At 44.2% G+C, this 25,486-nt stretch carries 23 protein-coding genes; 9 read left to right on the forward strand and 14 right to left on the reverse strand.

The window, feature by feature from the left end; all coding sequences use genetic code 11:
- Positions 1-25: 25 nt before the first annotated feature.
- Positions 26-2,329 (forward strand): alpha-xylosidase, encoded by a 2,304-nt coding sequence (yicI, locus tag BUC05_RS12765; protein WP_073304888.1) that lies wholly within the window; start codon positions 26-28, stop codon positions 2,327-2,329.
- Between the two features lie 105 nt (positions 2,330-2,434).
- On the opposite strand, the gene BUC05_RS12770 is transcribed toward yicI, so the two are convergent.
- The 8 genes from BUC05_RS12770 to BUC05_RS12805 form a co-directional block, all read right to left on the reverse strand.
- Positions 2,435-3,658, reverse strand: a complete 1,224-nt coding sequence (locus BUC05_RS12770; protein WP_051881117.1) for an MFS transporter — start codon at positions 3,656-3,658, stop codon at positions 2,435-2,437.
- 21 nt (positions 3,659-3,679) lie between these two features.
- Positions 3,680-4,672 carry an ROK family protein gene (locus BUC05_RS12775; protein WP_011245983.1) on the reverse strand — a complete coding sequence of 331 codons (993 nt, stop codon included), beginning with the start codon at positions 4,670-4,672 and terminating at the stop codon, positions 3,680-3,682.
- A 154-nt stretch (positions 4,673-4,826) separates the two neighbouring features.
- Positions 4,827-6,287 carry a protein adenylyltransferase SelO gene (locus BUC05_RS12780; RefSeq protein WP_073304890.1) on the reverse strand — a complete coding sequence of 487 codons (1,461 nt, stop codon included), beginning with the start codon at positions 6,285-6,287 and terminating at the stop codon, positions 4,827-4,829.
- Positions 6,288-6,431: 144 nt separating this feature from the next.
- The gene (locus BUC05_RS12785) at positions 6,432-7,598 is read right to left on the reverse strand and encodes a UxaA family hydrolase (RefSeq protein ID WP_073304892.1); all 1,167 of its coding nucleotides are present in this window, start codon (positions 7,596-7,598) and stop codon (positions 6,432-6,434) included.
- On the reverse strand, positions 7,595-7,885 hold the full coding sequence (locus BUC05_RS12790) for a UxaA family hydrolase (protein ID WP_011245980.1): 291 nt from the start codon (positions 7,883-7,885) through the stop codon (positions 7,595-7,597). The genes BUC05_RS12785 and BUC05_RS12790 overlap by 4 nt, the downstream gene beginning before the upstream one ends.
- 159 nt (positions 7,886-8,044) lie before the next feature.
- Positions 8,045-9,328 (reverse strand): TRAP transporter large permease, encoded by a 1,284-nt coding sequence (locus tag BUC05_RS12795; RefSeq protein ID WP_073304894.1) that lies wholly within the window; start codon positions 9,326-9,328, stop codon positions 8,045-8,047.
- Positions 9,306-9,821 (reverse strand): TRAP transporter small permease, encoded by a 516-nt coding sequence (locus BUC05_RS12800; RefSeq protein WP_073304896.1) that lies wholly within the window; start codon positions 9,819-9,821, stop codon positions 9,306-9,308. The genes BUC05_RS12795 and BUC05_RS12800 overlap by 23 nt, the downstream gene beginning before the upstream one ends.
- Positions 9,818-10,900 carry a C4-dicarboxylate TRAP transporter substrate-binding protein gene (locus BUC05_RS12805; protein ID WP_244153305.1) on the reverse strand — a complete coding sequence of 361 codons (1,083 nt, stop codon included), beginning with the start codon at positions 10,898-10,900 and terminating at the stop codon, positions 9,818-9,820. Before BUC05_RS12805 ends, BUC05_RS12800 begins: the two co-directional genes overlap by 4 nt.
- A gap of 113 nt (positions 10,901-11,013) precedes the next feature.
- Between BUC05_RS12805 and BUC05_RS12810 the strand changes: the two genes are divergently transcribed.
- From BUC05_RS12810 to BUC05_RS12825, 4 genes are all read left to right on the forward strand, one after another.
- The gene (locus tag BUC05_RS12810) at positions 11,014-11,865 is read left to right on the forward strand and encodes an AraC family transcriptional regulator (RefSeq protein WP_073304898.1); all 852 of its coding nucleotides are present in this window, start codon (positions 11,014-11,016) and stop codon (positions 11,863-11,865) included.
- Between the two features lie 160 nt (positions 11,866-12,025).
- Positions 12,026-12,904: a fumarylacetoacetate hydrolase family protein gene (locus BUC05_RS12815; RefSeq protein ID WP_035202047.1), complete on the forward strand. Its 879-nt coding sequence runs from the start codon at positions 12,026-12,028 to the stop codon at positions 12,902-12,904.
- A gap of 37 nt (positions 12,905-12,941) precedes the next feature.
- Positions 12,942-13,646 (forward strand): Type 1 glutamine amidotransferase-like domain-containing protein, encoded by a 705-nt coding sequence (locus tag BUC05_RS12820; protein ID WP_073304900.1) that lies wholly within the window; start codon positions 12,942-12,944, stop codon positions 13,644-13,646.
- Positions 13,647-13,785: 139 nt separating this feature from the next.
- A complete protein-coding gene (locus tag BUC05_RS12825; protein ID WP_073304902.1) occupies positions 13,786-14,607 on the forward strand; it encodes an alpha/beta fold hydrolase in 822 nt (273 codons plus the stop codon).
- Between the two features lie 354 nt (positions 14,608-14,961).
- Here the strand turns inward: BUC05_RS12825 and BUC05_RS22060 are convergent, their stop codons facing one another.
- Both BUC05_RS22060 and BUC05_RS22065 read right to left on the reverse strand, forming a co-directional pair.
- Complete coding sequence (locus tag BUC05_RS22060; RefSeq protein ID WP_367618133.1) at positions 14,962-15,417, reverse strand: CobW family GTP-binding protein; 456 nt, start codon at positions 15,415-15,417, stop codon at positions 14,962-14,964.
- Positions 15,414-15,872, reverse strand: a complete 459-nt coding sequence (locus tag BUC05_RS22065; protein ID WP_367618132.1) for a CobW family GTP-binding protein — start codon at positions 15,870-15,872, stop codon at positions 15,414-15,416. Before BUC05_RS22065 ends, BUC05_RS22060 begins: the two co-directional genes overlap by 4 nt.
- A gap of 499 nt (positions 15,873-16,371) precedes the next feature.
- Between BUC05_RS22065 and BUC05_RS12835 the strand changes: the two genes are divergently transcribed.
- The 4 genes from BUC05_RS12835 (at position 16,372) to BUC05_RS12850 (ending at position 20,551) form a co-directional block, all read left to right on the forward strand.
- A complete protein-coding gene (locus BUC05_RS12835; RefSeq protein ID WP_073304904.1) occupies positions 16,372-17,373 on the forward strand; it encodes a metal-binding protein ZinT in 1,002 nt (333 codons plus the stop codon).
- A gap of 64 nt (positions 17,374-17,437) precedes the next feature.
- The gene (locus tag BUC05_RS12840; protein WP_073304906.1) at positions 17,438-19,012 is read left to right on the forward strand and encodes a metal ABC transporter solute-binding protein, Zn/Mn family; all 1,575 of its coding nucleotides are present in this window, start codon (positions 17,438-17,440) and stop codon (positions 19,010-19,012) included.
- A 55-nt stretch (positions 19,013-19,067) separates the two neighbouring features.
- Positions 19,068-19,775 carry a metal ABC transporter ATP-binding protein gene (locus tag BUC05_RS12845; protein ID WP_073304908.1) on the forward strand — a complete coding sequence of 236 codons (708 nt, stop codon included), beginning with the start codon at positions 19,068-19,070 and terminating at the stop codon, positions 19,773-19,775.
- Positions 19,721-20,551, forward strand: coding sequence for a metal ABC transporter permease (locus BUC05_RS12850; RefSeq protein ID WP_073304910.1), 831 nt, complete (start codon positions 19,721-19,723; stop codon positions 20,549-20,551). Before BUC05_RS12845 ends, BUC05_RS12850 begins: the two co-directional genes overlap by 55 nt.
- A gap of 172 nt (positions 20,552-20,723) precedes the next feature.
- Here the strand turns inward: BUC05_RS12850 and gucD are convergent, their stop codons facing one another.
- From gucD to BUC05_RS12870, 4 genes are all read right to left on the reverse strand, one after another.
- A complete protein-coding gene (gene gucD / locus BUC05_RS12855) occupies positions 20,724-22,193 on the reverse strand; it encodes an alpha-ketoglutaric semialdehyde dehydrogenase GucD (RefSeq protein WP_073304912.1) in 1,470 nt (489 codons plus the stop codon).
- A 50-nt stretch (positions 22,194-22,243) separates the two neighbouring features.
- Positions 22,244-23,149, reverse strand: a complete 906-nt coding sequence (locus tag BUC05_RS12860) for a dihydrodipicolinate synthase family protein (protein WP_073304914.1) — start codon at positions 23,147-23,149, stop codon at positions 22,244-22,246.
- Positions 23,150-23,172: 23 nt separating this feature from the next.
- Positions 23,173-24,045 carry a fumarylacetoacetate hydrolase family protein gene (locus BUC05_RS12865; RefSeq protein ID WP_073304917.1) on the reverse strand — a complete coding sequence of 291 codons (873 nt, stop codon included), beginning with the start codon at positions 24,043-24,045 and terminating at the stop codon, positions 23,173-23,175.
- A gap of 183 nt (positions 24,046-24,228) precedes the next feature.
- Entirely contained in the window at positions 24,229-25,005 is a 777-nt protein-coding gene (locus tag BUC05_RS12870) for an IclR family transcriptional regulator (RefSeq protein WP_073304919.1), read from the reverse strand.
- Positions 25,006-25,486 lie beyond the last annotated feature (481 nt).

Here is a 25,486-nt window from a genome sequence, read left to right on the forward strand (position 1 = left end):
GCTATCATATAAATGAGGTGAGACGATGAAGTTCAGCAATGGCTGCTGGATGAACCGAGCAGGCTTTGAAATTCGATCTCCGCAAGAAGTGTATGACATTCGCAAAACAGATTCAGAGGCAACACTGTATGGCCCATTCCAAAAAATCGCCCATCCAGGGATGACGCTTGACGGCGGCATGATGACCGTCACTGTATCGGCGCCTATGAATGATGTGATTCGTGTCCGTAGCGTCCACCACGGAGGCGGCGTTGACAAGGGGCCCGATTTCCCTCTATATACGGAAAAAGCAGACATTACCAGCAAAGAAGACGAACAGTCCTTTTCTTTCCAAAGCGGCGAACTTGTTCTAACGGTCAACAAAAATGATTGGTGCTTCGCTTTTTCACGAAAAGGCGACTTGGTTACAACAAGCGAAAGGCAATGCTTAAGCCATATTGTCGCTGATAACGGAGCTCCCTTTATGCGGGAACAGCTGTCACTTGACGTCGGTGAATATGTATATGGGCTCGGCGAACGGTTTACGCCATTTGTCAAAAACGGCCAGTCTGTTGACATTTGGAACGAAGACGGCGGCACTGGCAGCGAGCAAGCATACAAAAACATCCCGTTTTACGTGAGCAATAAAGGCTACGGCGTTTTTGTCAACCATCCAGAACGGGTATCTTTTGAAATCGCTTCAGAGAAAGTATCAAAAGCGCAATTCAGCGTTCCCGGCGAACAGCTTGAGTATTTCATTATTTCGGGTGACACCCTTAAAGATGTGCTCCGCACCTACACAACGCTCACCGGTAAGCCGCCGCTATTGCCAAAATGGTCATTTGGCCTGTGGCTAAGCACATCGTTTTTGACAAACTATGATGAAAAGACGGTCCATTCGTTTGTCGACGGCATGCAAGAACGGGACTTGCCCTTTGATGTCTTCCATTTTGACTGCTTATGGATGAAAGAGTTCGAATGGTGCAACTTTCAGTGGGATGAACGGACATTTCCAGACCCAAAAGGCATGCTTTCCCGTTTAAAAGAAAAAGGGCTAAACATTTGTGTATGGATCAATCCATACATCGGCCAAAAATCACCGCTATTTGCCGAAGCCAAGCAGAAAGGCTACTTGCTAAAGCGCCCTGACGGCAGCGTGTGGCAGTGGGACAAATGGCAGCCTGGCCTTGGCGTAGTTGACTTTACAAATGAAGAGGCAAAAACGTGGTATACAGACATGCTGGAAACATTAATTGACATGGGCGTTGATAGCTTTAAAACCGATTTTGGCGAACGAATACCGACGGACGTCGTTTATGCAAATGGAGCCGACCCTCTGAAAATGCATAACTATTACACGCACCTTTATAACGAAACCGTTTACACATTGCTTGAAAAGCGCCTAGGAAAAAACAAAGCGGTCCTGTTTGCCCGCTCGGCAACGGTGGGCGGGCAGCAATTTCCAGTCCATTGGGGCGGCGATAGCTTTTCCACATACGCTTCGATGGCCGAGACGCTCCGTGGCGGCCTTTCACTTGGACTAGCCGGCTTTGGCTATTGGAGCCACGACATTGGCGGATTTGAGACAGGCTCTACGCCTGATCTGTACAAGCGCTGGACGCAATTTGGCTTGCTGTCCTCCCATAGCCGTTACCATGGAAGCGGCGATTACAAAGTGCCATGGCTGTATGACGAGGAAGCGGTAGATGTCACACGGTCGTTTACGAAATTGAAAAACCGATTAATGCCTTATTTATTTGCCAAAGCCGTCGAAGCAAGCAAAGATGGCGTGCCAATGCTGCGGCCGATGCTGCTCGAATACCGAGATGACGAAACATGCCACACACTTGACCGCCAATACATGCTTGGCGACCGCCTGCTCGTCGCTCCGATTTTTAATGACACAGGAAACGTCCGCTATTACGCGCCAGCAGGCAATTGGACCAACCTCCTGACAAACGCGTTCATCGCCGGCGGGAAATGGCATAGCGAACACCACAGTTATGAAACATTGCCACTGCTCGTCCGCGAAAACACGATTCTCCCTTTCGGTGCAGAAGAGCAAACAGCGGACTATGATTATACCGAAAATGTTGCCTTTCATTTATTCGCGATTAGCGATGAAGCAACGTGTACGATCCACGATGAAAACGGGACAGCTGCCGCTTCTGCCCGCGCCTCCAAAACAGGCAACACACTCGCTTTAAGCGCAAACGGCGTAACAGGAACATGTACTTGGCTGCTGCGCAACGTCGACACCATTCTCTCCATAGACGGCGGGGCGTGGACACCACATGAGCTTGGCGTCTTAATAGAGGGCGAAGAAGTAAGCGTCACATTGCCTGATTAACGTAAGAACGGGGCAGCCGTCGCTGCCCCGTTTCAAACTGTCTATTGCGGCTTTCACTCTCCTGACTTGTCAGGTTCTCATCAACATTTTTCTCTGTCGTCCTCATCAACCAACTTCACTTATCCGTTCACTGCCACCTTTTCCCGCTTCTGTAAACAACCGTTTGCGAAAATGGAAGATGAGAAACATCAACGCTGTCATCACGAGCGCAAACGCGAAGATCACGAGCAGTGTTACTTGTACGGAATAATGATCAAGCAAGCTTCCTGTTAGACGAGGCAACAGCGCTCCGCCTAGTCCACCCATCGCAATTAACAAGCTCGTTGTCCGGTCTTCAAGCCCTGGCAGCCCTTCATTGACAACAAGCAATCCTAACGAAAAGATGCCTCCCATTAGCAACCCTGCGAAAAAGATGACGATAAAACTGATGATGTAATGGGGAGAAATCGCAAACAGTCCGAGCGTCGCTAACTGGCCAAAAACAGCAAGCAAAAACAAGGTCGCGACGTTTACTTTGCCGACAACAAAGACCATGATCATCCGGCCAATCGTCATCGCCCCCCAAAAGACGGTAATGCTAAGGGCAAGCACAGACGGGGAAAGGTCAGATGTCATTGCTAAAATTGAAGGCAAATAATTCGGGAACGTCATTTCGACGCCAACATAGCAAAAGAAAAAGATCGAGCCAAATAAAACCAATGGCAGCGACGTTTTTGGATAACGAGCCTTTAATGGCCTCTCATCCCCATCAGCACCGGCAACGGCTTCTTTTGTTAGCAGTGGCTCATGTTCATCAAAACGAAGAAACAGCCATAAACAGAAGCTAACCACCACAGCTGCGCCGACGACCAAAAACACCATATTCCAATTTCCATTTGCAATCAATAGAGCGGAAAGGACGGGCACAGCCAGCGCGCCTACCCCGAAAAACACTTCTGTCAGCACCATAATCGAAGCCTTTTTTTCCTTCAACTTGCCAATAATTAAACCGGCAAGCACGGTCTCTGTAAGCCCTAACCCTGCACCTCCAAGGGGGATGATGGCAAGCAATACATTCCAAGGCAGCATCAAGAACAGCGACAATTGCGAGGCTGCAAACAACGCTAACGCCAACAGCAAAACGAGTCTGCGGCCAAGTACCTTTATAACAAGAGGCGCAAACAACACCCCTACTAAAAATCCAAGAAATTGGTTCATAATTAGCTGTCCGCCATCACGGTAATCAAGCTGATACGCATCCATCATTGGCTCTAGGACAGAACCGATAATAATATGGCCAAACCCGGCAAGTAAATATGCCAAACAAGCCATCCATACGAGTTTTCTCATCGTTTCCTCCGATTTCGTCTCTCATTCATACGCATTTTCTTCTAGTCCTCTTAACACCATCGCCTTTAAGCCTCGCAAAAAATCAGCGCCAAAACCGTCAGATACAATCACTTTCGGCGAGACTGGCATCGGGTGATCGTGCTCGTGTGCTTGCCAAGCAGCTAGCAATTCTTCTTTGTTGCAGCGATGTTGGTAAATAATGATTTTGTCAGGGGCAAGCACTGCATTAAGCAGTTGCAGCGTGTAGCAAACGAATTCAGTAAAACGCCTGCTTTCAAGCGGCTGGTACCAATCAACGTCGACAGGCAGAAATTTAATTTCTCCCGCCATCCCGTTTTTGCCTTTAAACAATTTTCCGTCTATATACATGGCTGAACCAGGTGGGCGATGTTCTGGAAAAAAGAGGCCAATGACAGACTCCCCTTCATTTGGCGGATATTTTGCACAATAGCCGCTCAAGGCTGCATTAATGTCATTTTCCCACCATACTGGCAAAGCACATCGCTGTTGGATCGTTTCCGTTAACCTCGCTCCAATTAGTTTTTCATGGCTGCTGACTTTCATTTCTCCGTCCACTTGCTGGCCAGGAATGCCCATTCCAATCATTTTAATCGCCGGATAGGCCGCTACATATTCATCGACAAGGATACAAATCGCGTCCACATCAAAATTGGCAACTACATGTGTTTGTTTTTTCAAGGCATCGCCGTTTAAGTTAATCACCGACACAAGTACTTCTTCCTTATGCTCATGAAGGATTACCAACAACGCCATGCAAATGTCATAGTTGTAATGATACGTGACTGGCGGACGGCCTCCCGTTGAATGAGCTGCCTTTCCTTCGTAAATTTCCCCTATCTGTATAAGCTCTTTTACAAGCGAGGCGATTGTCACAACGCTTAACCCAGTTGCTTCCGCCAATTCCGGTTTTGTCGCACTTCCTGCTGTCCGCATGGCACGGCGCACATTGCCCAAATTGATTTCTTTGAGCAACTGCGTATGCGCTTTTCCCATAGGCACCTCCATCCCCACCTTTATAAACTCACTTTATAAAGTCATTTGACAAAGTAAGTATGGCTCAGCAAGCACTTGCTGTCAAGACAAAAAAAGAGCATAACACTTGGTTATGCTCTTTCTTTAGAACATGGGTAGCACCCTTGTTTTACACTTATGTGCCACAATAGGTCACATAGCCATGTTGGCAACGTTCTGGCACCTCGGCATATCGTTCTTGCTCTTCGCTGTACGCATAAGGCTCTTTTAATACAGCAATCAATTGTTTCACCAAGCTGTCATCTTCTTCATCGACTGCAGCCGCAAGCGCTTCTTCGACGCGGTGGTTACGTGGGATAACGGCAGGATTGTTGGTTCGCATCAGCTTCATCGCCTCATCCTTCGTTTGCGCTTGCCTGCTTTGCCGCTGTTGCCATTGTTCGAGCCACTCGGAAAATTCAGCAGCTCCATTCATCGCCGTTTTTTCTGGTTGGCCTAGTGTTAACAACCGGAATGTATTGGTGTAATCCGCTTCATGTTCATGCATAAGGCGGAGCAACTTCTCTACAAAGTCCTTGTCACCGTCTTCCGCATTGAATAAGCCTAGCTTTTTGCGCATGCCTGCCAGCCAATTGCTTACATATTGACCTTTAAAGCCTTCAATCGCTGATTGGGCCATTTCCACCCCTTTAGTTTCATCTTCAGCAAGCAAAGGCACGAGTGTTTCAGCGAACCTGGCCAAATTCCAGTTGGCGATTTGCGGCTGGTTGCCGTACGCATACCGCCCTTGCGTATCAATCGAACTAAATACAGTCGCCGGGTCGTAGTTATCCATAAAAGCGCATGGCCCGTAATCGATCGTTTCCCCGCTTATCGTCATATTGTCGGTATTCATGACGCCGTGGACAAAGCCAACGAGCTGCCATTGGGAAATCAGTTTGGCTTGGCGGGAAATGACTTGTTCCAACAAGGATAAATAAGGATTCTCGCTTTCCGCTAGTTCTGGATAGTGGCGCTTAATCGCATAGTCAGCCAATGTTTTCACATCGCTTACTTCGCCACGCCCAGCTGCATATTGAAACGTGCCCACACGAAGATGGCTTTTAGCGACACGAGTCAGCACAGCGCCAGGCAGTTCCGTTTCCCGCCATATTTCTTCTCCTGTAGTTACAACAGCGAGACTTCTAGTTGTCGGAATGCCAAGTGCGTGCATCGCTTCGCTAATCAAAAATTCCCTTAACATCGGTCCAAGCGCCGCACGGCCGTCGCCGCCACGGGAAAAAGGCGTCCGCCCTGATCCTTTTAACTGGATGTCAAAGCGATTGCCATCAGGCGTGATTTGCTCGCCAATCAGTAATGCGCGGCCGTCCCCTAACATTGTAAAGTGGCCGAATTGGTGGCCAGCATACGCTTGCGCGAGCGCCTCCCCTCCCTCAGGGATCACATTGCCAGCAAGGACGGCGACGCCTTCAGGCTGCTGCAACGCTTCCCCATTCAAGCCAAGGGCAGTCGCCAACGGTTCATTAAAGAGGACAAGCTTTGGCGACCGCACTGGGTTTGGCTTAAGACGGGCGAAAAACGGCTGTGGAAGACGGGTGTAACTGTTGTCAAAATTCCATTTCGCTTGTTCAGTCATGGTATCCCCTTTTCGTATGTGCCATTGATTATAGTCAGTGTTTGTTGTTTATTTTTCATTATACATGGCATCATTGCACATACCAATGATAACGGCCGCCTTCCCTTTTCGTCAGCCAACGCCAGCGGAGATTGAACGTGCTGCTTAAAAAGTAGGGCCAATCCGCCAAATGCCAAAATCATGCTGTTTTAAGATTTCCGCTTTCGTTCGTTTGCCTGACGCAACTGCAGCGACTTCTGCTAATAGGCGTTCGCCTGTTGATTCGATGCTTTCTTTTCCCTCAATAATCGTACCTGCATTAAAATCGATGTTTTCGTTCATTTTTTCAAACATCGCCGTGTTGGTTGCGATTTTAATGACTGGGGCAATTGGCGAGCCCGTGGGCGTGCCTCTTCCACTTGTAAACAAGACAAGTTGCGCGCCCCCTGCCGTCATCCCTGTAAGCTGCTCAATATCGTGACCTGGCGTATCCATCCAGACGAGGCCTTTTTTCGTTGGTCGTTTTGCATAATCAACAATTTCATGCAATGTTCGTGTTCCCGCTTTTGCTGCTGCACCTAAAGACTTTTCTTCTAATGTCGTCAGCCCCCCTTGTTTATTGCCTGGACTCGGGTTACCAGTACGAATGTCAACACCCATTTGATAAGCGCGGTTCTCCATTGCTTCAATCACTTCATAAACACGCTTGGCGACGTGGTCATTGGCTGCCCTGCCGGCGAGTAAATGTTCAGCACCGATTAACTCAGTCGTTTCAGCCAAAATCGATGTGCCTCCATAATCAGCAATGGCATCGCTGACATAACCGACAGCTGGGTTGGCCGACAATCCAGAACAGGCATCGGAGCCGCCACATTCCGTGCCGACAATAAGATCAGAAAACGCAATCGGTTCCCGTTCTAGCATGGATGCGTCTTGCACCATTTTGGTCGCAATCCGCGCTGCTTCACAAGTCGCTTGCAACGTCCCGCCATAGTCTTGGATCGAGACTAGTTCAACAGGCTTGTTGCTCTTCTTAGCAATTTCTTCAGCGACACTTTTGCCTTGGTGTGTTTCACACCCGAGCCCCATTACAACCACTCCGTAAACATTTGCGTTTAATCCCATTCCGACGTACGTCCGAAACGTTTGCTCATAGTCGCTTCCCACTTGTGCACACCCGTGCTGGTGAATGACAGAAACAGTGCCATCGACCAGTTTGGTTACGTTTTGCGCAGCCTGGGTGGCACAGACAATCGTTGGCAAAATGAGCACATGGTTGCGGATGCCGACTTGACCATCTTGACGGCGAAAACCTGTTATTTTTAAACTCATACGCGTTGATCTCCCCTTCCCCTTTTGCCTTCCACATTATGGAGATGGACATGCTCTCCTGCTGCAATATCGGTTGAAGCAACACCGATCACTTCTCCATATTTTGTAATGTCTGCTCCCTTTTTGATCGGGCAAAGGGCAAATTTATGGCCAAAGCCTATATGATTTTTTAAATGTAGTCGCTGTTCTCCGGCGAGCGTGACTACTTGCCCTTTTTCAAAATCCCGCAAGGCAGTGGCGACATTGTCCTTTTGCTGCATGACGACATGGGTCTTTGTTTCACTCAAATTGCCTTCATCCTTTCCATTCAAATGGAACAGCAAACCAATGTTTTGGTAGCATTCCAATGTGTGGTCATCACTTCCTTGATCAACCTACATACACAGCCGCAAATGGAGCGACGGCCATTTTCATTGGCAACTGCTCCGACACAGGTCTTTGCGATCTTAAGACAAGACAGACGGCAACCATAACGACAAAGCCGGGATGAAAATAATGATTAGCGTTAAGCCAATCAGCAGCAGCCAAAATGGTATGACCTCTTTAATGAACGTTTCAATTTTCACCTTTGTGATCGAGGCGGTTGTGAACATAATCGTGCCGATCGGTGGTGTAATTGTGCCAATGCTCAAACAAAGAATAAAAAAGATTCCAAAATGAACAGGGTCAATTCCGTATGTCTCTAGCATGGGCATAAAGATTGGCGTTAAAATAATGAGCATGACGTTTCCTTCAATAAACATCCCGACAATGAGCAGAAACACCAACAATAACACTAAAAATACAAGTGGCTGTTCGACTGAAGTAGTCATTGCAGAAGCAAGCTGTTGCGGGACTTGCTCAAGCGTCAACATCCAGCCGAATGCGGTGCCTGCTGCAATAATAATCATGACAGTGGCAATAATTTGCACGGATTCTTTCGCAGCGGAGACTAAATCCTTGAACGTCATTTCCCTGTATATAAACAAGCCAATAACAAGTGCATACAAGACTGCAACGGCTCCAGCTTCTGTCGGGCCAAACATCCCTAAACGGATGCCACCGATAATAAGAATTGGCAGCAAAAGAGCAAGCAAAGCGTCTTTTGAAGCAATCGCTACTTGTTTGAAAGAAGGGAAAGGGTTCTTTTCTTGCTCAAAGCCACGCTTTTTAGCGGCAAAGTGGACATAAACGAGTAAAATCGCCGCCAACAAAAAACCTGGGATAATACCGGCAATAAATAAATCACCGATAGAGACATTGCCCACATAGCCATATAAGATCAAAGCAATTCCTGGAGGCAAAATCGGCGTGATGAGCGAGCTTGTCGCTGTTAATGCTGCTGAAAAACCAGGCGCGTACCCTTTTTTGACCATTTCTGGGACGACAATTTTTGATTGCATTGCGGCGTCCGCTACATTCGAACCCGATAAGCCACCCATTAGCACACTAAGCAACACATTCACTTTCGCCAATCCGCCAGTCAAGTGTCCGGTTACAAGTTTGGCAAATACAAGCATTCGTTGTGTAATTCCGGTATAGTTCATCAAAACGCCAGCAGTGATAAAAAAGACAATCCCAAGCAACGGAAAGGATTCAACTCCGCTTACTACCCGTTGCGTCAATGTCTCATTCATAAAGCTTGGATTGGCAATAAAGTAAATAGCCACACCTGCAAGCATCGCGTAAGCTACAGGAACATTCAGGACAATTAGGAGCACAATCACACTAACGATCAAAAGAAGCATCATCGCTATTCCTCTCTTCCTGGTAAATAAATGAGCGGTCCTTGCGCAAAAGTACGCTGACTAAATGATAGAGCGCAAGGATGCCGCCGACAGGAAGCGCCATATAAATGAGGCGAAAAGGAACGCCAAGCACAGGTGTTACCTTCCAATGAGTATCAATGGCTAGCTTTGCGCCCCAATAAACAAAAACAACGCCTGTCACAGCTAGTAACACAAATAGGCGAAAACGTTGCACCCACATGAACGCCCCTTTAGGCAGTTTGCGGACAAAATAATCAATTCCAACATGTTCATTTCGCTTCATGACAGCACTAATGCCGACAAACGTTAACCAAACAAACAGCGCTAAACTTATTTCTTCGCTCCACGTAATCGGCTGGGACAGCACAAATCGGAAAAACACATTGGCACCAATCAACATGACAATCAGGCTCAAAGCAATCGCACCAATCCAATCATCAACGGACTCAAGCCAATTATTCGCTTTCTTCTTCATTCCTCTCCCTCTTTCGGCCTCTGTGCCATTAAATCGCGCACGTTTTCGTAAAGCCCTGGTGACCATGATGGCATCTTTTCGTAAAAAGGAGCGACTTTTTCTCGGAACAGAGCTTGATCGACGTCATTGACCATCATCCCTTCGTCGACAAAAAATTGCAGCGCCTCCTGTTCCTTTTGTTTGGTAATGTCATAAGTATACTCAGCCGCTTCCTCACTCGTTTCAGCAAGGATCTTGGCAAGGTCATCAGGCAAATCTTCCATCATTTTCGCACCTGCCACCCACACACTCATTACTTTAATGTGGCCTGTTAGTGTTAAATGTGACGTCACCTCATTCGTACGAGTGCCCTGAAGCACAGGTAGAGGATTTTCAGCGCCATCAATGACCCCTTGCTGCAATGATGCATATAAATCACCAAGTGGAAGAGGCGTTGGCGAAGCTCCTAACTCTTGGAAAGCACGGATATACAAGTTGTTATTTGGGACACGAATTTTCATTCCTCGCAAATCATCCGGCGTGTTGACTTCTTTTTTGGTCATCAAGTGCCGCTCTCCGTAAATTGTCCTCTTCCCTAATAGAGAAAGTCCGAGCTCGTTCATCTCCTCTTCAAGCCCTGCATACCAATCGGTCGTCGTCAAATAAAGCAAGTCTTCAAAGCTCTCTGCTAAATATGGCGCCCCTAAAATGCCAAAGTCAGGTACGTAATCCATTAAAAAATCATACGCAGTGAAGACGATGACGTTGTTGCCGCGCATCGCCAACTCAATCATGTCGCTTTCACTGCCAAGCTGAGAGCTAGGGTATACGTGAAGTTGCAAGCGGCCGTTGCTCGCTTCTGCTGCTAGCTCTTGCCATTTCCTTGCCTGTTGATCAATTGGTTCCCCAGGCTGATTCCCATAAGCAATATTAATTGTATACACATCGTCTAACGCCGTCTTCGATGCCAGGTCGGATACCCACAGCCAACTAACAGCAAGCACCACATTGCACATACGACTGTATTGAACGTCGCCCCCTTCATTGGCATCCATCCCCCTTTTGCTGTAATCGCCTTTCTCACGATCCAGTGTGACCAACAGAAAGCGCTTTCAAACATGGTCCTCTGTATGCTACCATGATTACCAAACACGATAAATTGCGATTGTGGGTGTAAAAGTTGCTTTTTTTAGTCTAAACCAGGAGGTGCTATATGGGGCCGATTCGCAAATGCTTTAACCAATCTCACATTGTGCCTTTCCAGCTTGTCCATAACAAAACCAAATCTTGTGACGACGAATTGCCACACCATTTGCATGAATGGCATGAAATTATTGTGGTCCATCAAGGTACGTGCACGTTTTTTATTGATGATTGTTTTTTTGAGCTTGCTTCAGGCGATATTGTGATTGTCCCCGGCAATAGCATTCATTGTTCGCTTCTTGACAAAGGCAAAACCGTAACAACGTCCGCATTATACTTTTGTCCAAGCTTGCTTGCATCGATGATCGGCTCCGAGTCTGACTCACTCCATTCTCTTTTTACAACGGCTAAAACAACAAAACAGTACCGCTATTATATGGAACGAGAGAAACGGGCGTTTTTAGCTGGCCTCTTTGACGAAATAGCCAAAGAAACAGCTATTGCTGATTTGTATTCAGGCGAAACAGTGGCGTTGCTTATCCGCTACGCAATCGTGTTTGTCTCGCGAAACTGCGGCACTGCCCAAGAAAAACTGTCTCCGCTCGTACCTGCATGGATAAAAGAGAGCTTAGCTTATATTGACGCCCATTTGCACGAAGAACTCGATTTAAAAATGTTAGCCGCCCATGCTTGTGTCCATCCCTCTTATTTCAGCAAAAAATTCAAAGCCTCTATTGGCCTGACTTATATCGAGTTTTTAAAGTCAAAACGCCTTGTTAAAGCAAAAGATTTGCTAAAAACGACTGACCTTAGCATCCAAGCCATTGCCGAAGCCTGCGGCTATCACAGTATGCCCCATTTTTATCGGACTTTCCGCGCTGCAACTGGAACAACGCCAGCCGCATACCGAAAAAACAGCTAGGCATTCACAATAAGAGCAAGAGCCCCATCATTGATAGCACGGATAAAAAGAAGCAACTAGTCTACGAAAGAAGTCGATGATTGATTTCTGATTTTTATGCTAAAATAGAACAATCATCTTTAAAAGCAGCAGTTAACAAACCAAAAAAGGAGCGGTTCCCTTGAAATTATGCACGTTGGAACACAACCACTTAGGCGTCGAACGAAATGGGCAAATTGCGAATATTTATGAGGCTTTGCAAGCTCGCCCTGCTGAGGAAGTCCCAGCAACAATGGACGAATTGATCAATCAGCCGGAATCGCTGCCAGCTTTAGAAGCTTACATGCAAACATTAGAACAAACAGGGCCTTACATGCATGCCATTGAGTCCTGTACGTTTGGCCCTGCCATTCCGAACCCAGAGAAAATCATTTGCATCGGTCTTAACTATAGGCGCCATGCAGATGAAACAGGTTCCCCTTATCCAGAAACGCCGATTCTCTTTAGCAAATTTAATAACACCCTTACTGGTCATGGCAGCAACATTGTCGTTCCTCCTGTAACGCAAGCATTGGATTACGAAGTAGAGCTCGCTATTGTTATTGGCAAAACGGCGAAACAAGTCACTGAGGACGAGGCGCTTAATTATGTGTTAGGCTACTGCACGGCTAACGACTTGTCCGCCCGTGATCTGCAAATGAAAACAGCGCAATGGCTTTTAGGCAAAACATGCGATGGATTTTGCCCAATCGGTCCGTTTCTTGTCACAAAAGAAGACATTGCTGATCCGCAAAACTTAGCGCTTGAGACAAGAGTCAACGGCGAAATCAAACAGCAATCGAATACAGCCGATATGATCTTCACATGTGCCGAGATTATCAGTTATGTTTCCCGCCACTTTACGCTAAAGCCAGGGGATATTCTCCTTACTGGCACGCCTGAAGGAGTCATTCTCGGCCTACCTGAAGCAGAGCGGCGTTATTTGCAACCTGGAGACACCGTTTCCGTTCATATTGAACAATTAGGGACATTAACAAACAAGCTCGTGAACGCTGAATAAGAGCAAATCGTTCGTTATTAGAGAAAGGATGAATCGAATGAGGCAAATCATTGCCCTTGGAGGAGGAGGGTTCTCGATGGAACCTGGCAACCCTTTATTAGACCGCTACATACTGAATCAATCCGCCAAACCTAAGCCAACCATATGCTTTATTCCGACTGCTAGCGGTGATGCCGAACATTATATCGCTAAATTTTACCACTTCTTCCGCAACGAACATTGCCAGCCTTCGGATTTGTCTTTATTTAGACCGCCGACTCGAGATTTAGAAAGCTATTTGCTTGAAAAAGACATCATCTATGTAGGCGGCGGAAACACGAAAAATTTGCTCGTTTTATGGAGGGAATGGGGCTTAGATGCGATAATGAAAAAAGCGTGGGAACAAGGAACCGTACTAGCAGGCATTAGCGCCGGTTCGATTTGTTGGTTTGAAGAAGGCGTGACAGACTCTTACGGAAAGGGGCTCGAACCATTAACCAATGGACTTGGGTTTTTAACGGGAAGCAACTGTCCCCATTATGACGGCGAAACAGACAGAAGGCCGCGCTACCAGCAATTCGTAGCGGCTGGCAACATCAAACCTGGAATAGCCGCCGATGACGGAGTCGCCCTTCATTATAAAGAAAAAGACGTGTGGAAAATCGTCAGCTCAAGGCCGCAAGCGAAAGCCTACCAAGTCGATTATGATGGCAAACAGGTGAAGGAAATCGAGTTAGAGACAACATTTTTAGGGGCTGATTGAAAAGGAGCATGACTTAAGTAGCGATGTTTGCCTTTGGCGCTGCTTTCCGGCGCCTTTCCTGTCCATGCGCTGCTGAGGTCGAGGCAATCGGATACATGCAGCTGTTTTCAAAATCGGTCAACACAAAAGGAGAAACACAATGAAATTAAAACAACGAGTCCTTGAAAAGGATGGGTGCCCAATTCATTATTGGGTGACTGCCAACCATCGCGGCCCTTGGTTGATTTTCATGCATGGCGCCGGTACGGACCATCGCATGTTTGCTGAACAACTTCATGTAATCGATGAAACGTACGGCCTGCTTTTGTGGGATGCACGAGGGCATGGGCTGTCCCGGCCAATTGGGACGGATTTTACGATCAAGCTGTTGATCGATGACATGTTGGCGATTATGACGAAAGAAGGCATTGAAAAAGCGACATTTATCGGCCAATCGATGGGCGGAAATGCAGCTCAAGAGTTGGTATTCCACCATCCAGACAAAGTCGAGAGCTTGGTTTTGATTGATTGTACGTGCAATACGCAAAAGATGACGTTCATAGAGAAAGGATTAATCACCCTCACGCCGCTGCTCTTGTCACTGTATCCGTGGAAGATGTTAGTCAATCAAAGTGCACGCGCTAGCTCGATTAAACCCGATGTGCAAGCCTATTTACGCGAGTGCTTTCATACGGTTGGCCGGAAGGATTTCCCGAAAATCTTTCAAGGCATGCAAGACTGCTTGCACGAAGAAGAAACATACTATATCCAAAAACGATTTTTACTTGTCTGTGGCGTCAATGACCAAACAGGCAACATAAAAAAAACGGCACCACGCTGGGCGAAGCGAGAGCCAAATGGGGAGTTCTATTGGATTGACAATGCCAGCCATTGCGCCCATCAAGATAACCCTGAAGCGTTTAACAAGGTGTTTTTATCGTTTCTTGACAACGTTTATTCCTCGCATTCCGATAACAGATGAATACTGCACGATTCTTGTGTTGGAGGTTTTATGAAAAACATTCTTCTTGGTTTCTTAGCGGCACTAGGGGCGGCGCTCGGATCGGCAATCATCCAGACCTTTTTTGACAGCATGAACGGGTTTTATGTACTCGGCTCCGCTCTCGGGGCATTCTGCCTTATAGCCGTGGTTAGGCCTCTGTATCTGAAAGCTTATAGGGAATGAGCCACTGTTTTTAGAAGCAGTGGCTCATTCCTTATTCTCGTCCTTATCTTGATCCATGTACACTTTTCTAGGATAGAGGCTTGTCCGTTGTACAATGATCTGCCAACTATCTATTCATTGTGATCTTCAACCAAGCCAAAATCAATACATTTAAGTCGCAAAAAATGAAGCACGACAATAGTGAAAGCCTTTCGCTAGTTCCTGTTTGTCAAGATGCTTGCCAATAAAAACAATTTCACTTTGCCTCTTTTCCTCTTTCGCCCACGGCGCTCCCTCTGTACTTGCAAATAGCATATGTACGCCTTGAAAAACAACTCTTTTCTCAAGTTGCTTTATATAAAGGACTCCTTTATAACGAAACAACGTTTCTCCTTTACATTGGACTAAATAGGCAAACCACTTATTCACTTTTTCTAAATCAAGGGGATGATCTTCCTGAAACACAAAAGAAGTCACTTGTTCATTATGGTGGTGGTGATGCATTTCGGTTAATAAAGTTGGATCTATTTTCACTACATTTTTTAAATCAAAGGATTTTTTCCCAACGACATCTCGACTATCTACATGTGCAAATGTTGTATAAATTTGCTTCGCATGTGGGTTCATATCAGCCGTTGTCCCAGTTTATTTTTTTCATCGTCCGTAATCAAATCAACCTTATTTATTAAGAGAATATCAGCAAAAGCGATTTGTTGCCCAGCCTCTTCTTCCGCTAAATGTTGCCAAATATGTTTGGCGTCAACCATCGTAATCACATGATCGCTTTCAAATGAATGGGCCGTTTCCTTATCCATTAAAAACGTTTGAATGACGGGTGCCGGATTCGCCATACCCGTTGTCTCAATGACAATACGGTCAAGGGATTCTTCTCGTTCATTCAAATTTCTTAATCGATTGATTAAATCAGCCCGTACATTGCAACAAATACAACCACTATTCACCTCTATAATTTCTTCCTTAGTTGGCACGACCAAGTGGCTATCAATCGATGTATCGCCAAATTCATTAATGATGACAGCCACATTTTGCTCATCTATCCCTTTTAAGAAGTGATTGAGCAATGTGGTTTTTCCCTGCGCCTAGAAAGCCCGTTAAAATCGTTACCGGAACTGTTTGTTGTTTTGGCAAGCCTCTTTTTCCTCCATCGCCTACATTTCCAACTTTGATCGTAACATGTGTTGCCGCAAACACAAATCGTATCAATTACGATTTAAAAGAATTATATGATGTTCATGTAGGAATGTAAATAGCAAAGATGGTGCCCTCCTTCATACGTCGTTTTCCACACAAACGAAAAACAATGGTCAAATCAATTAGAGTTTTCTCCTCTTTTAACAGCGACTTATAACAACTATGATTACCCTCCACAAATCCACTTTGATAGAAGCAAAGCAAGAGTTTCAATCAACCAACAGCTCCGATATCCCCCTTTATGGATATCGATTATTATTCGAACGAAAGAAATAAAACTCTTGACGGAATAGCAAAAGAAGTGTTAGCTTGTAACAAAACGTAATAATTACGATTTATACTTTTACCTTAAAGGAGAGGAAAGAAAAAATGAAAAAGCTACTTATTGGCTTATCAAGTTTAGTGGTACTCAGTACTTATTTAACAGCATGTCAAGGGACAAAAGAGAAGGAGCAAGTAAACGGAATAGAAAAAGAAGAATCAGAAGTACATACAGATGAGGATCACTCCCATGGTGATACAAGCGATTTTGAGGCTCCCGAAAAGATAAACATTGAAGGGGTTGCTGATCACTACCATACTGGCGATGCAATTGAGCTAACTGCAGAACAGGATGAAAAAACAGACTATGATCATTGGCACTGGTATAGCCGAGAAAACGCGGATGAGGAATGGGAAGTCGTTTCAGGGCAGGAAACGGATACATTTACAGGAGAAGCAACAATAGATGGCTTAGAAATAAAAGCTGTATTATTCGATCATGACCATAAGCCTCACGTTCAATCTGCACCAGTCAAAGTGGTGATTGATGATCATCATGGACATGATGAAGAAAGCCGCCAAATCTATCAAGGCTATTTTGAAGATAGTCAAGTTGAAGATCGCGAATTGTCTGATTGGGAAGGTGATTGGCAATCGGTTTATCCTTACCTTCTATCTGGAGATCTAGACGAAGTGTTTGAACATAAAGCAGAAGATGGAGATAAGACAGCAGATGAGTACAAGCAATATTATACGGTCGGATATGAAACAGATGTTGATCGTATCATCATTGAAGACAATATTGTCACTTTCTTTGAAAATGACAACGAGTATGCAGGAGAGTACGAGTCAGATGGTTACGAGATTCTTACCTATGAAGCAGGCAATAGAGGGGTACGATTTATCTTTAAATTAGTTGATGGATCAGATGAAATGCCTCAATACATTCAGTTTAGTGATCACAATATCTATCCCGTAGATTCCCATCATTTCCACTTATATTGGGGAGATGACCGCGAGGCCCTATTGGACGAAGTTACCAATTGGCCAACGTACTACCCTTCTGAATTAGACAAAGATGGTATCGTACGTGATATGTTGGCACATTAAATGTCGCAGAAGTTCATTTAAAAGAATATAGTTGAAATTCGTACTAATGTGAGGAGAATATAGGATGAAAAGCACTTGGTTCGCTACCATTTTGTTTAGTTCACTTGTGTGTACGACTCTTATAGGCTGTAGCCAAAATGAAGACGAAAATGCTGCAAGTGAGAAATTATCGGTTGTAACATCGTTTTATCCAATGTATGAATTTGCTCAACAAGTCGCAGGGGATCGTGCAGACGTATCACTCATGGTTTCTGCAGGAGAAGATGCTCATCATTATGAACCAAGTGCCCAAGATGTAGCGGCTGTGAATGAGGCAAAAGTATTTGTCTATAGTAGTGAAGAAATGGAACATTGGGTTTCAAGTCTATTAAACACAGTCGAAAACGATGATCTCGTCATTGCTCGCACAGCAGATGGTGTGGATGTAGTTGATACGAGTGGATCAGGTCATGCTCATGACCACGATCAACATGGAGACGAGGAAAAGCAACAAGCTGCTGGAACGATCAGCATTCAAGGGGTTGCGGATCATTATCATACTGGCAACATGATTGAATTAACGGCGGAAATAGATGAAGAGGTAGACTATGATCATTGGCACTGGTATACAAGAGAAAGTGCGGATGATGAATGGGCAACTGTTCCGAATCAAGGAGGACCTGAATTCAACTATGAGGCATCAAGAGAAAGCTTTGAGGTCCGGGCAGTCCTTTTTGATGAGAACCACAATGAATACGCCGAGTCAGACCCAGTAGAAATTGTCATTGATGATCATGGCCAGGAAGACGAACATGAGCACGATGAGGAACATGGTCAACACCATGAACATGGAAGTGATAGCGCAATTGAAATAGTTGGATTGGCGGATCACTACCATACAGGAGACGTGGTTACACTCGTTGCGCTGCTTGAAGAAGACGTAGACTACGATCATTGGCACTGGTACACACGTATGAGTGAAGAGGATGAATGGGAAGCTGTATCTGGTCAAGGAACCGACCACTTTGAGTATAAAACGACTGGAGAAAGCTTCGAAGTACGGGCAGTCCTTTTTGATGACGATCATCATACGTATGCAGAATCAGAGCCAGTATCGGTCATTATTGATGATCATGAATCACACGATCCACATATTTGGCTAGACCCTGTATTGGCACAAGAGCAAGTTAATGTTATCCGCGATGCCCTGATTGAGGCAGATCCAGACGGACAAGCGATTTATGAGGAAAATGCAGAAGCCTTTAATAAAGAGCTTCAAGCCTTACATGAGGACTATCAAGTTGCTCTTGAAGATGCAGAAAGCCGCGTTTTTGTCGTACAACACCAAGCATTTGGATACCTTGCGCAACGTTATCAGTTAGAGCAAGTAGCGATTGGCGGTTTATCTACAGAAGTAGAACCAAGTCCATCGCGCATTGCTGAAATTGGAAACCTCGTGGAAGAACATAATGTGCCCGTTATTTATTATCAACAAGGGGCAAATTCAGCCATTGCCGAAACAGTCGCTACTGAAACAGGGACAGAGACCGCCGTTTTGTATGACTTAGAAGTACTGTCTGAAGAGCTACAAGCAGAAAATCTAGGATACGTCGACGCCATGCGTAAAAACTTGGAAGCTTTACAGGTAAGCATCAAATAACAAGATAATTAAACGATGGCAGATAGGAAACAACGAATAGAAAGGTCGTTTCATTATGCATTATATTGAAGTAAAGAATCTCGCCTTTCAGTATGAACATGAACCGCTGTTAGAAAATATTTCATTTGAAGTAAATGCAGAAGATTTTGTGATGCTAACTGGAGAAAATGGTGCCGCAAAGACAACTTTGTTGCGCAATATTTTAGGTTTGCTGAAACCAACAAAAGGCAGCGTCCGCATTTCACCAAAAAATCGTTTTGGCGAGAAGCTCATGATCGGATATGTTTCACAGCAGGTTGCCTCGTTTAACGCTGGATTTCCAAGTACTGTGCTTGAATTTGTGCAATCCGGCCGCTATCAAAGGGGCAAATGGTTTAAAAGATTAGATAAAGTAGACAAGGAGCATGTGCGGCGCTCACTAGAATCCGTGGGAATGTGGGACATGCGCCATAACAAAATAGGCGAATTATCTGGCGGGCAAAAACAGCGGATTTCGATTGCCCGTGTATTTGCAACAGACCCTGATTTGTTTGTCCTAGATGAACCGACGACTGGAATGGATGTGAATTCTAGAGAAGAATTCTATAAATTGTTGAAGCACAATTGTCGTGAACATGGGAAAGCGATTTTAATGGTTACCCATGATCATGAAGAAATCCGTCATTATGCTGATAAACATATTGAGCTAGTCAGGAAGGAGGGCTCTCCATGGAGATGTTTTTCCATGGATTCATGCAAAGAGCTGTCCAAGCCTCCCTGCTAATCTCATTCATTGCACCATTGTTAGGCTTGTTTTTAATATTGCGTAGACAGTCTCTAATGGCGGATACTTTATCCCATGTATCCTTAGCCGGTGTAGCACTAGGTTTGCTAATCGGCGTCAATCCAACGTGGACCAATCTTTTAGTCGTTGCGGCAATTGCCATCATGCTTGAATATTTACGAGTGGTGTATCGTACGTATTCAGAAATTTCGATTGCGATCTTAATGTCAGTTGGCATGGCTCTAGCCCTATTCTTGATGGGGTTAAATGAGGGTGGCGCGACTTTAAGTATGAACCAATTTTTATTTGGCTCCATTGTCACCATTAGTCAGCAGCAAGTATGGATGTTGTTCATCCTAACGATTATGATTAGTCTCCTCTATTTCGTTTTCCGCAAACCTATGTATATTTTGACATTCGACGAGGAAATTGCCTTCACCGCAGGTTTGCCTATCAAAACGATGTCTATTTTGTTTAACGTGTTAACAGGGGTAACGATTGCAATCATTATGCCGATAGTCGGCGCTTTACTCGTTTCAGCCATTATCGTCTTACCTGCTGCAATTTCAATGCGGTTAAGCAAAAGCTTTAATGGTGTTATTTTCATTGGAATCGTGATTGCCTTAATTGGCATGTTGAGTGGTTTAGTCGCTTCGTATGAATTAGGTACACCACCGGGAGCTTCTATCATATTAATTTTTATGATCCTTTTTGCTGCGACTGCACTAGTTAAACAGATTTTGCGTCACACTAAATTAGAGAAACGATTTAAATAGAAGTGATGGCATAAATTTTAATGACCGTTTTGCTTCGCCAGGGCCATGTTGTTCGTTTGGGCAAACCTCGATTTATCGAACCACTTTTAAAAAACGGCTTAAGCTCTAGACATCAGAGCTTAAGCCGTTTACATGGTGATTATTTCGACTGCCTACTTGGACAAAGGTTCACTCAACTTCTAATCAAAACCGTTTTAATCGCCGTATAAAATTCTTTGGCAGCTTCTCCTTGTTCACGCGTTCCTGTACTTGAAGCTTTCATCCCGCCAAATGGCGCCTGTAATTCGACTCCGGCACTTTCTGAGTTAACACGGACTAATCCAGCTTCGATGTCATCAATGAAAGAAAGAGCTGAGCCAATATTGGATGTGTATAAGGATGCGCTTAACCCAAATTCAGTGTCATTTGCAATATCTATTGCTTCTTCGACAGTTTTTACTTTAATGAGAGCAATGACTGGTCCAAATATTTCTTCCTGGGCAATACGCATTGTGGACGTCACCTGTTCAAATATCGCTGGTTCAACGTAGAAGCCATGAGCGTATTCATTTTCAGTTAACCGTTGCCCACCGAATAGAAGTGTAGCGCCTTCTTCTTGGCCGATTTGAATGTACTCTAAAACGGTATTTAATTGGCTTTCACTGGCGCACGGCCCCATCCAAATGCTTGAATTCATTCCATCGCCAATCGTAATCTTTTTCGTTTCCGCTAAAAGGGCGGCTTTCAGTTCTTCGTAAATCCCTTCTTGTACAATGACACGACTCGTTGCTGTACATTTTTGCCCTGTTGATTTAAAGGCACCGCTTAAAATTCCTTGCACAGCGCTTTGGACATCTGCGTCGTCTAGAACAATGACCGGATTTTTCCCGCCCATTTCCAGTTGGTATTTTATGCCATTAGCGCTTGCTGCTTTTGCGACTCGTTTACCGGTGGACTCCGATCCAGTGAACGTAATCCCGTTTAATTTCTTGCTATTTATAAGCGCTTCGCCAACAATGGAGCCTTTTCCGGTTATAAAGTTCAATACCCCTTTAGGAAGGCCTGCATGTTCAAAACACTTAACCACTTTAGCGGCTGTGACCGCACTTTCAGAAGCTGGCTTAAAGACAACCGTATTTCCATAAACCAATGCCGGAGCGATTTTCCATATAGGGATTGCTACTGGAAAGTTCCAAGGGGTAATGATGCCAACTACGCCCAAAGGCGTCCGTTTTGTAAACATTAGCGCCTCTTTATCGGAAGCTGGAATCACTTCCCCCTCTTTTCTCATCCCTTCTGCTGCATAATACCGTAAGATCGCTATCCCACGTTGCGTTTCACCAATTGCTTCGGGCAACGTTTTTCCCATTTCCTTTGTTAACGTTTCGGCAATGTCATCAACGTTTTTTTCTAACTCATTTGCGACACTAGCTAATAGTTGGCCCCGTTGATATGCCCCGGTTTTACGCCAGCCGATTTTCGCTTCAGTCGCCGATTGAATCGCCTCATCGACTTCTTCAGTTGTCGAAGACTGGAGTTGGCCGATCGTTTCAGTTTTGTTCGCTGGATTCACACTATCCATTACTTGTCCGCTCGTACTGTCTTTCCATTCACCGTTGATGTAATTTTGAAATACTTCTACTGTTTGTGTAAATTTCGCCACTTATACGCACCCCTATCTGATTTTATTTAACTTACTAGAATTCCAATCAATCAGTCTTCTTTCCATTTACGATTGATGTTATCGACGATTCTTTCTACTTCTGACCTTGTATTGGCGTTAATTAAATGAAAAGGTTTCTTATGATAGACACGTTCACCGTTAAACCATCTATAGGAAACCGCCTCTTTAATCGTTGAAAAGAATGAGTTGTTTATATCATATAGTTGCATGGCTTCGGCTATTAGGTTTTGGTAACGATTCACTGCTTCGAAATGTTGCTGTTCCATCGCTTTCTTTAGCTTGACGGAGATTTCTGGGAATACGACAGCTGTACTATTAATACTTCCGTTGGTGCCGATCATCATACCAGGTAATAAATGATCATCAAAACCTGTTAAAATTACAAATTCGGTGTTTTTAGGTCTAACGTTTTCAATTAATTTTCTGTATCTGCCTATGTCACTAACCGTTTCTTTTATTCCTTTTAAATTGTCATGTCTTTCTAGTAACTCAGGAATAATGTTTACTGGGATCTCTTGTGATGAAAGCATCGGCACATTATAGAGATAGGCATCTATTTTAATCGATTGAATAATTTCGCTGAAATAATCGATCAGTTGTGCTTCACTTAATGGCCAATAAAAGGGATTAACAATTAAAACTGCATCCGCTCCTGCTTTTTCAGCTTTTATCGCTAAATCTACCGCCTCTTCAACAACATTGCTTCCAACATTCACCATACACTTAACCCGCTTATTGATATAGGGGATAACGTGATCGATATAATCGCTCTTTTGTTGGTGCGTCATTGAAGTGAACTCACCGCTGCTCCCTAATAAGAGAAGTCCATCTACCTCTTTTTCAATCAGAATATCGATTAGTCGGAAATTCGTTTCTTTATCTACTGAGCCATTTTCATCAAAAAACGTAACAAGTGGAGGAATGATGCCTTGCAACAACTTAATCACCTCAGACTTCTTTATTTTTGAAAGGAACCGACATAATTCTTTAATGTGCCGATGGGTGTAGAGCTAATGTCAATCACATCGCCTACCGCTAATGTGAAATCGTTATCGGGAACAATACACGTGCCCGTCAATAAGACCGTTCCAGGTACGATGTCATTGTCGCGTATTAGAAACTCTACTAATTCCTCTAATTTTCTTTTTAATTGACTCACACTTGCTGACCCCTGGAAAACAACCTCGTGCTCCCTGCTAATCGTACACATAATCGAAAGCTCATATGGATTTTCAATGCCAGTTGGCATAAGGATGGCTGGGCCAATGGAACAAGATTTTTTCCACACTTTCGCCTGTGGCAAATATAAAGGATTTTCGCCCTCAATATCTCTGCAACTCATATCATTTCCTAATGTATAACCAATGATCTCTTCCCCTTCGCCAATAACTAAGCCTAGTTCAGGTTCAGGAATTTGCCAGTTTGAATCACTTCGGATCAATAACTCTTTATTTGGACCTTGGGTGCGCCGTGCAGTCGATTTTAAAAAGATCTCAGGGCGCTCAGCGTCATACACTTTATCGTAAAACGTTAATACATCGAGCTTTCCATTCGTTGCTTCGTAATTTCGGGCCTCTCTGCTTTTCATGTATGTTACTCCCGAAGCCCATACCTCATCTGCCTCTATTGGGATCTCCAAAGCCGTTTCTTCAATTGATACTGGAGCTAGGCTGTTCTCTTTAATATACATTTCTGCTGTTTTCGCATTTTCTTTAAGATAATAATAAAAATTCACATAGTTATCGAAAGGGACGACATACATTTCAGAAAATGTCTGTCCAATCGCAGAATGGACAATATGCTCTGGATCTTTAAATCGAATGAATTTCATATAGAGTTAGTCTCCTTTTTGGATAGATTGTTTAGCCGGGTTTCAAATCGAACCTGCCCAAAGCATGATAACGCATTCATTTTTTTAGTCACTAACCGGAATACATATGAAAGCCGCCTTTTTTCAATCCAAGAAAATGGTCTTGAACCAAAACCATTATTCTTGGATTCTCACAAATTCGTTCTATTGAGGCCCGACAGGTTTTAAAAATCCTGCATGAAGAGAAATTCTCTTGGCCAAGTCTACAATCTCCCGCTCTGCTTCTTCTTGTTTCTTTTCCCAACTTGTTGTTAGCATCGTTACACTAACAGCAGCAATGACTTCATCCTCTTGATTCTTTACTGGGGCAGCAATACAGAAGAAATTTTCTACGGCTTCTTGATATTCCTTAATGTAGCCCTGTTCAGCTAATAGGGCAATTTGTGCCCATAGCTCCTCTAATGTTTTGATGGTGTATGGCGTTTTAGCCTCAAGGCTTCTTCCCTCATACAAGTCCTTCATTTCGTTAAACGTATATTTGGAAAGGAGAACTTTTCCCATCGCAGTTGCATGAGCAGGAAATTTCATTCCTGGATCAGTGGCAACCCTTACTGGGGAACTCCCCTCTTTCTTTGCCAAATATAAAATATCGACACCATCTAAAATCGAAAGCTGAATCGTTTCATCTAAATTGTTGACAGTGCTTACTGCCTCCTCCGAAAACGTGCCAATTAAATCAAATTGACTCGAGTACAAAGCACTAAATACACCAAATCTCATTCCAAGGGAATAAGTATCATCCTTCCCTTTCTTCACCCAACCGAGCGTTTCAAGTGTATTCAGCAATGAATAAAGTGAGCTTTTATTAATATTTAATTCATTGGAGAGATCAATTAGCCGATATTGATTGGGCCGATAGGCAATAAGATTTAAAATGTTATCTGCCTTCCCAATCGCGGGAACCCAATATTTTTTCTCCATAGCGCCAAACCCTTCTATTTTGTTTAATATAATAAACTTGGTTTTCTTATTAAAACCTAACATGATCAATTCATGTAGTCAATATCGTATTTTCATTTAAGGCAATTGTCCATTCAAGTTGGTTTCATGAGATAGGACACACCGTTTAGACAGCCACTCATCTTAGCGTTCACGGTTTTTCCAATTGAAAAAAATCTATTTCCAACTCATAAATTGTATGCTATCATCAAAATAGTTTAATACAACAAACTAGGTTTCTTATATAAAACCAAAATAACGACGTTTTTAGCTGTATGAAGATGAATGGAGCCATTAACGAAAGATGAATGAGCAAAAAACACCTAGTTGAGCAAAACTTTAAGGGGGTGAATTTCCAATGAAGTTGAAAGCGCTTTATTGAAATTCAGCTTTATCGGTGATTCTCGAAGCAATGATAAGACAATAAAATGGATTGCTTTCATTTCGTTGAAAGGAATAATCT

The organism is Shouchella rhizosphaerae, from assembly GCF_900142675.1.
Lineage (GTDB): Bacteria > Bacillota > Bacilli > Bacillales > Bacillaceae_D > Shouchella > Shouchella rhizosphaerae.

Excerpts from the sequence above, each read along its gene's own strand:
- BUC05_RS12780 (WP_073304890.1), bottom strand. The coding sequence starts at position 6,287 with ATGACTGAACAAGCGAAATGGAATTTTGACAACAGTTACACCCGTCTT.
- BUC05_RS12865 (WP_073304917.1), bottom strand. The coding sequence starts at position 24,045 with ATGAAATTCATTCGATTTAAAGATCCAGAGCATATTGTCCATTCTGCG.
- BUC05_RS12870 (WP_073304919.1), bottom strand. The coding sequence starts at position 25,005 with ATGGAGAAAAAATATTGGGTTCCCGCGATTGGGAAGGCAGATAACATT.
- BUC05_RS12845 (WP_073304908.1), top strand. The coding sequence starts at position 19,068 with ATGCATTATATTGAAGTAAAGAATCTCGCCTTTCAGTATGAACATGAA.
- BUC05_RS12840 (WP_073304906.1), top strand. The coding sequence starts at position 17,438 with ATGAAAAGCACTTGGTTCGCTACCATTTTGTTTAGTTCACTTGTGTGT.
- BUC05_RS12770 (WP_051881117.1), bottom strand. The coding sequence starts at position 3,658 with ATGAGAAAACTCGTATGGATGGCTTGTTTGGCATATTTACTTGCCGGG.
- BUC05_RS22060 (WP_367618133.1), bottom strand. The coding sequence starts at position 15,417 with ATGAACCCACATGCGAAGCAAATTTATACAACATTTGCACATGTAGAT.
- BUC05_RS12800 (WP_073304896.1), bottom strand. The coding sequence starts at position 9,821 with ATGAAGAAGAAAGCGAATAATTGGCTTGAGTCCGTTGATGATTGGATT.
- BUC05_RS12775 (WP_011245983.1), bottom strand. The coding sequence starts at position 4,672 with ATGGGAAAAGCGCATACGCAGTTGCTCAAAGAAATCAATTTGGGCAAT.
- yicI (WP_073304888.1), top strand. The coding sequence starts at position 26 with ATGAAGTTCAGCAATGGCTGCTGGATGAACCGAGCAGGCTTTGAAATT.
- BUC05_RS12820 (WP_073304900.1), top strand. The coding sequence starts at position 12,942 with ATGAGGCAAATCATTGCCCTTGGAGGAGGAGGGTTCTCGATGGAACCT.
- BUC05_RS12850 (WP_073304910.1), top strand. The coding sequence starts at position 19,721 with ATGGAGATGTTTTTCCATGGATTCATGCAAAGAGCTGTCCAAGCCTCC.
- BUC05_RS12825 (WP_073304902.1), top strand. The coding sequence starts at position 13,786 with ATGAAATTAAAACAACGAGTCCTTGAAAAGGATGGGTGCCCAATTCAT.
- BUC05_RS12785 (WP_073304892.1), bottom strand. The coding sequence starts at position 7,598 with ATGAGTTTAAAAATAACAGGTTTTCGCCGTCAAGATGGTCAAGTCGGC.
- BUC05_RS12835 (WP_073304904.1), top strand. The coding sequence starts at position 16,372 with ATGAAAAAGCTACTTATTGGCTTATCAAGTTTAGTGGTACTCAGTACT.
- BUC05_RS12795 (WP_073304894.1), bottom strand. The coding sequence starts at position 9,328 with ATGATGCTTCTTTTGATCGTTAGTGTGATTGTGCTCCTAATTGTCCTG.
- BUC05_RS12810 (WP_073304898.1), top strand. The coding sequence starts at position 11,014 with ATGGGGCCGATTCGCAAATGCTTTAACCAATCTCACATTGTGCCTTTC.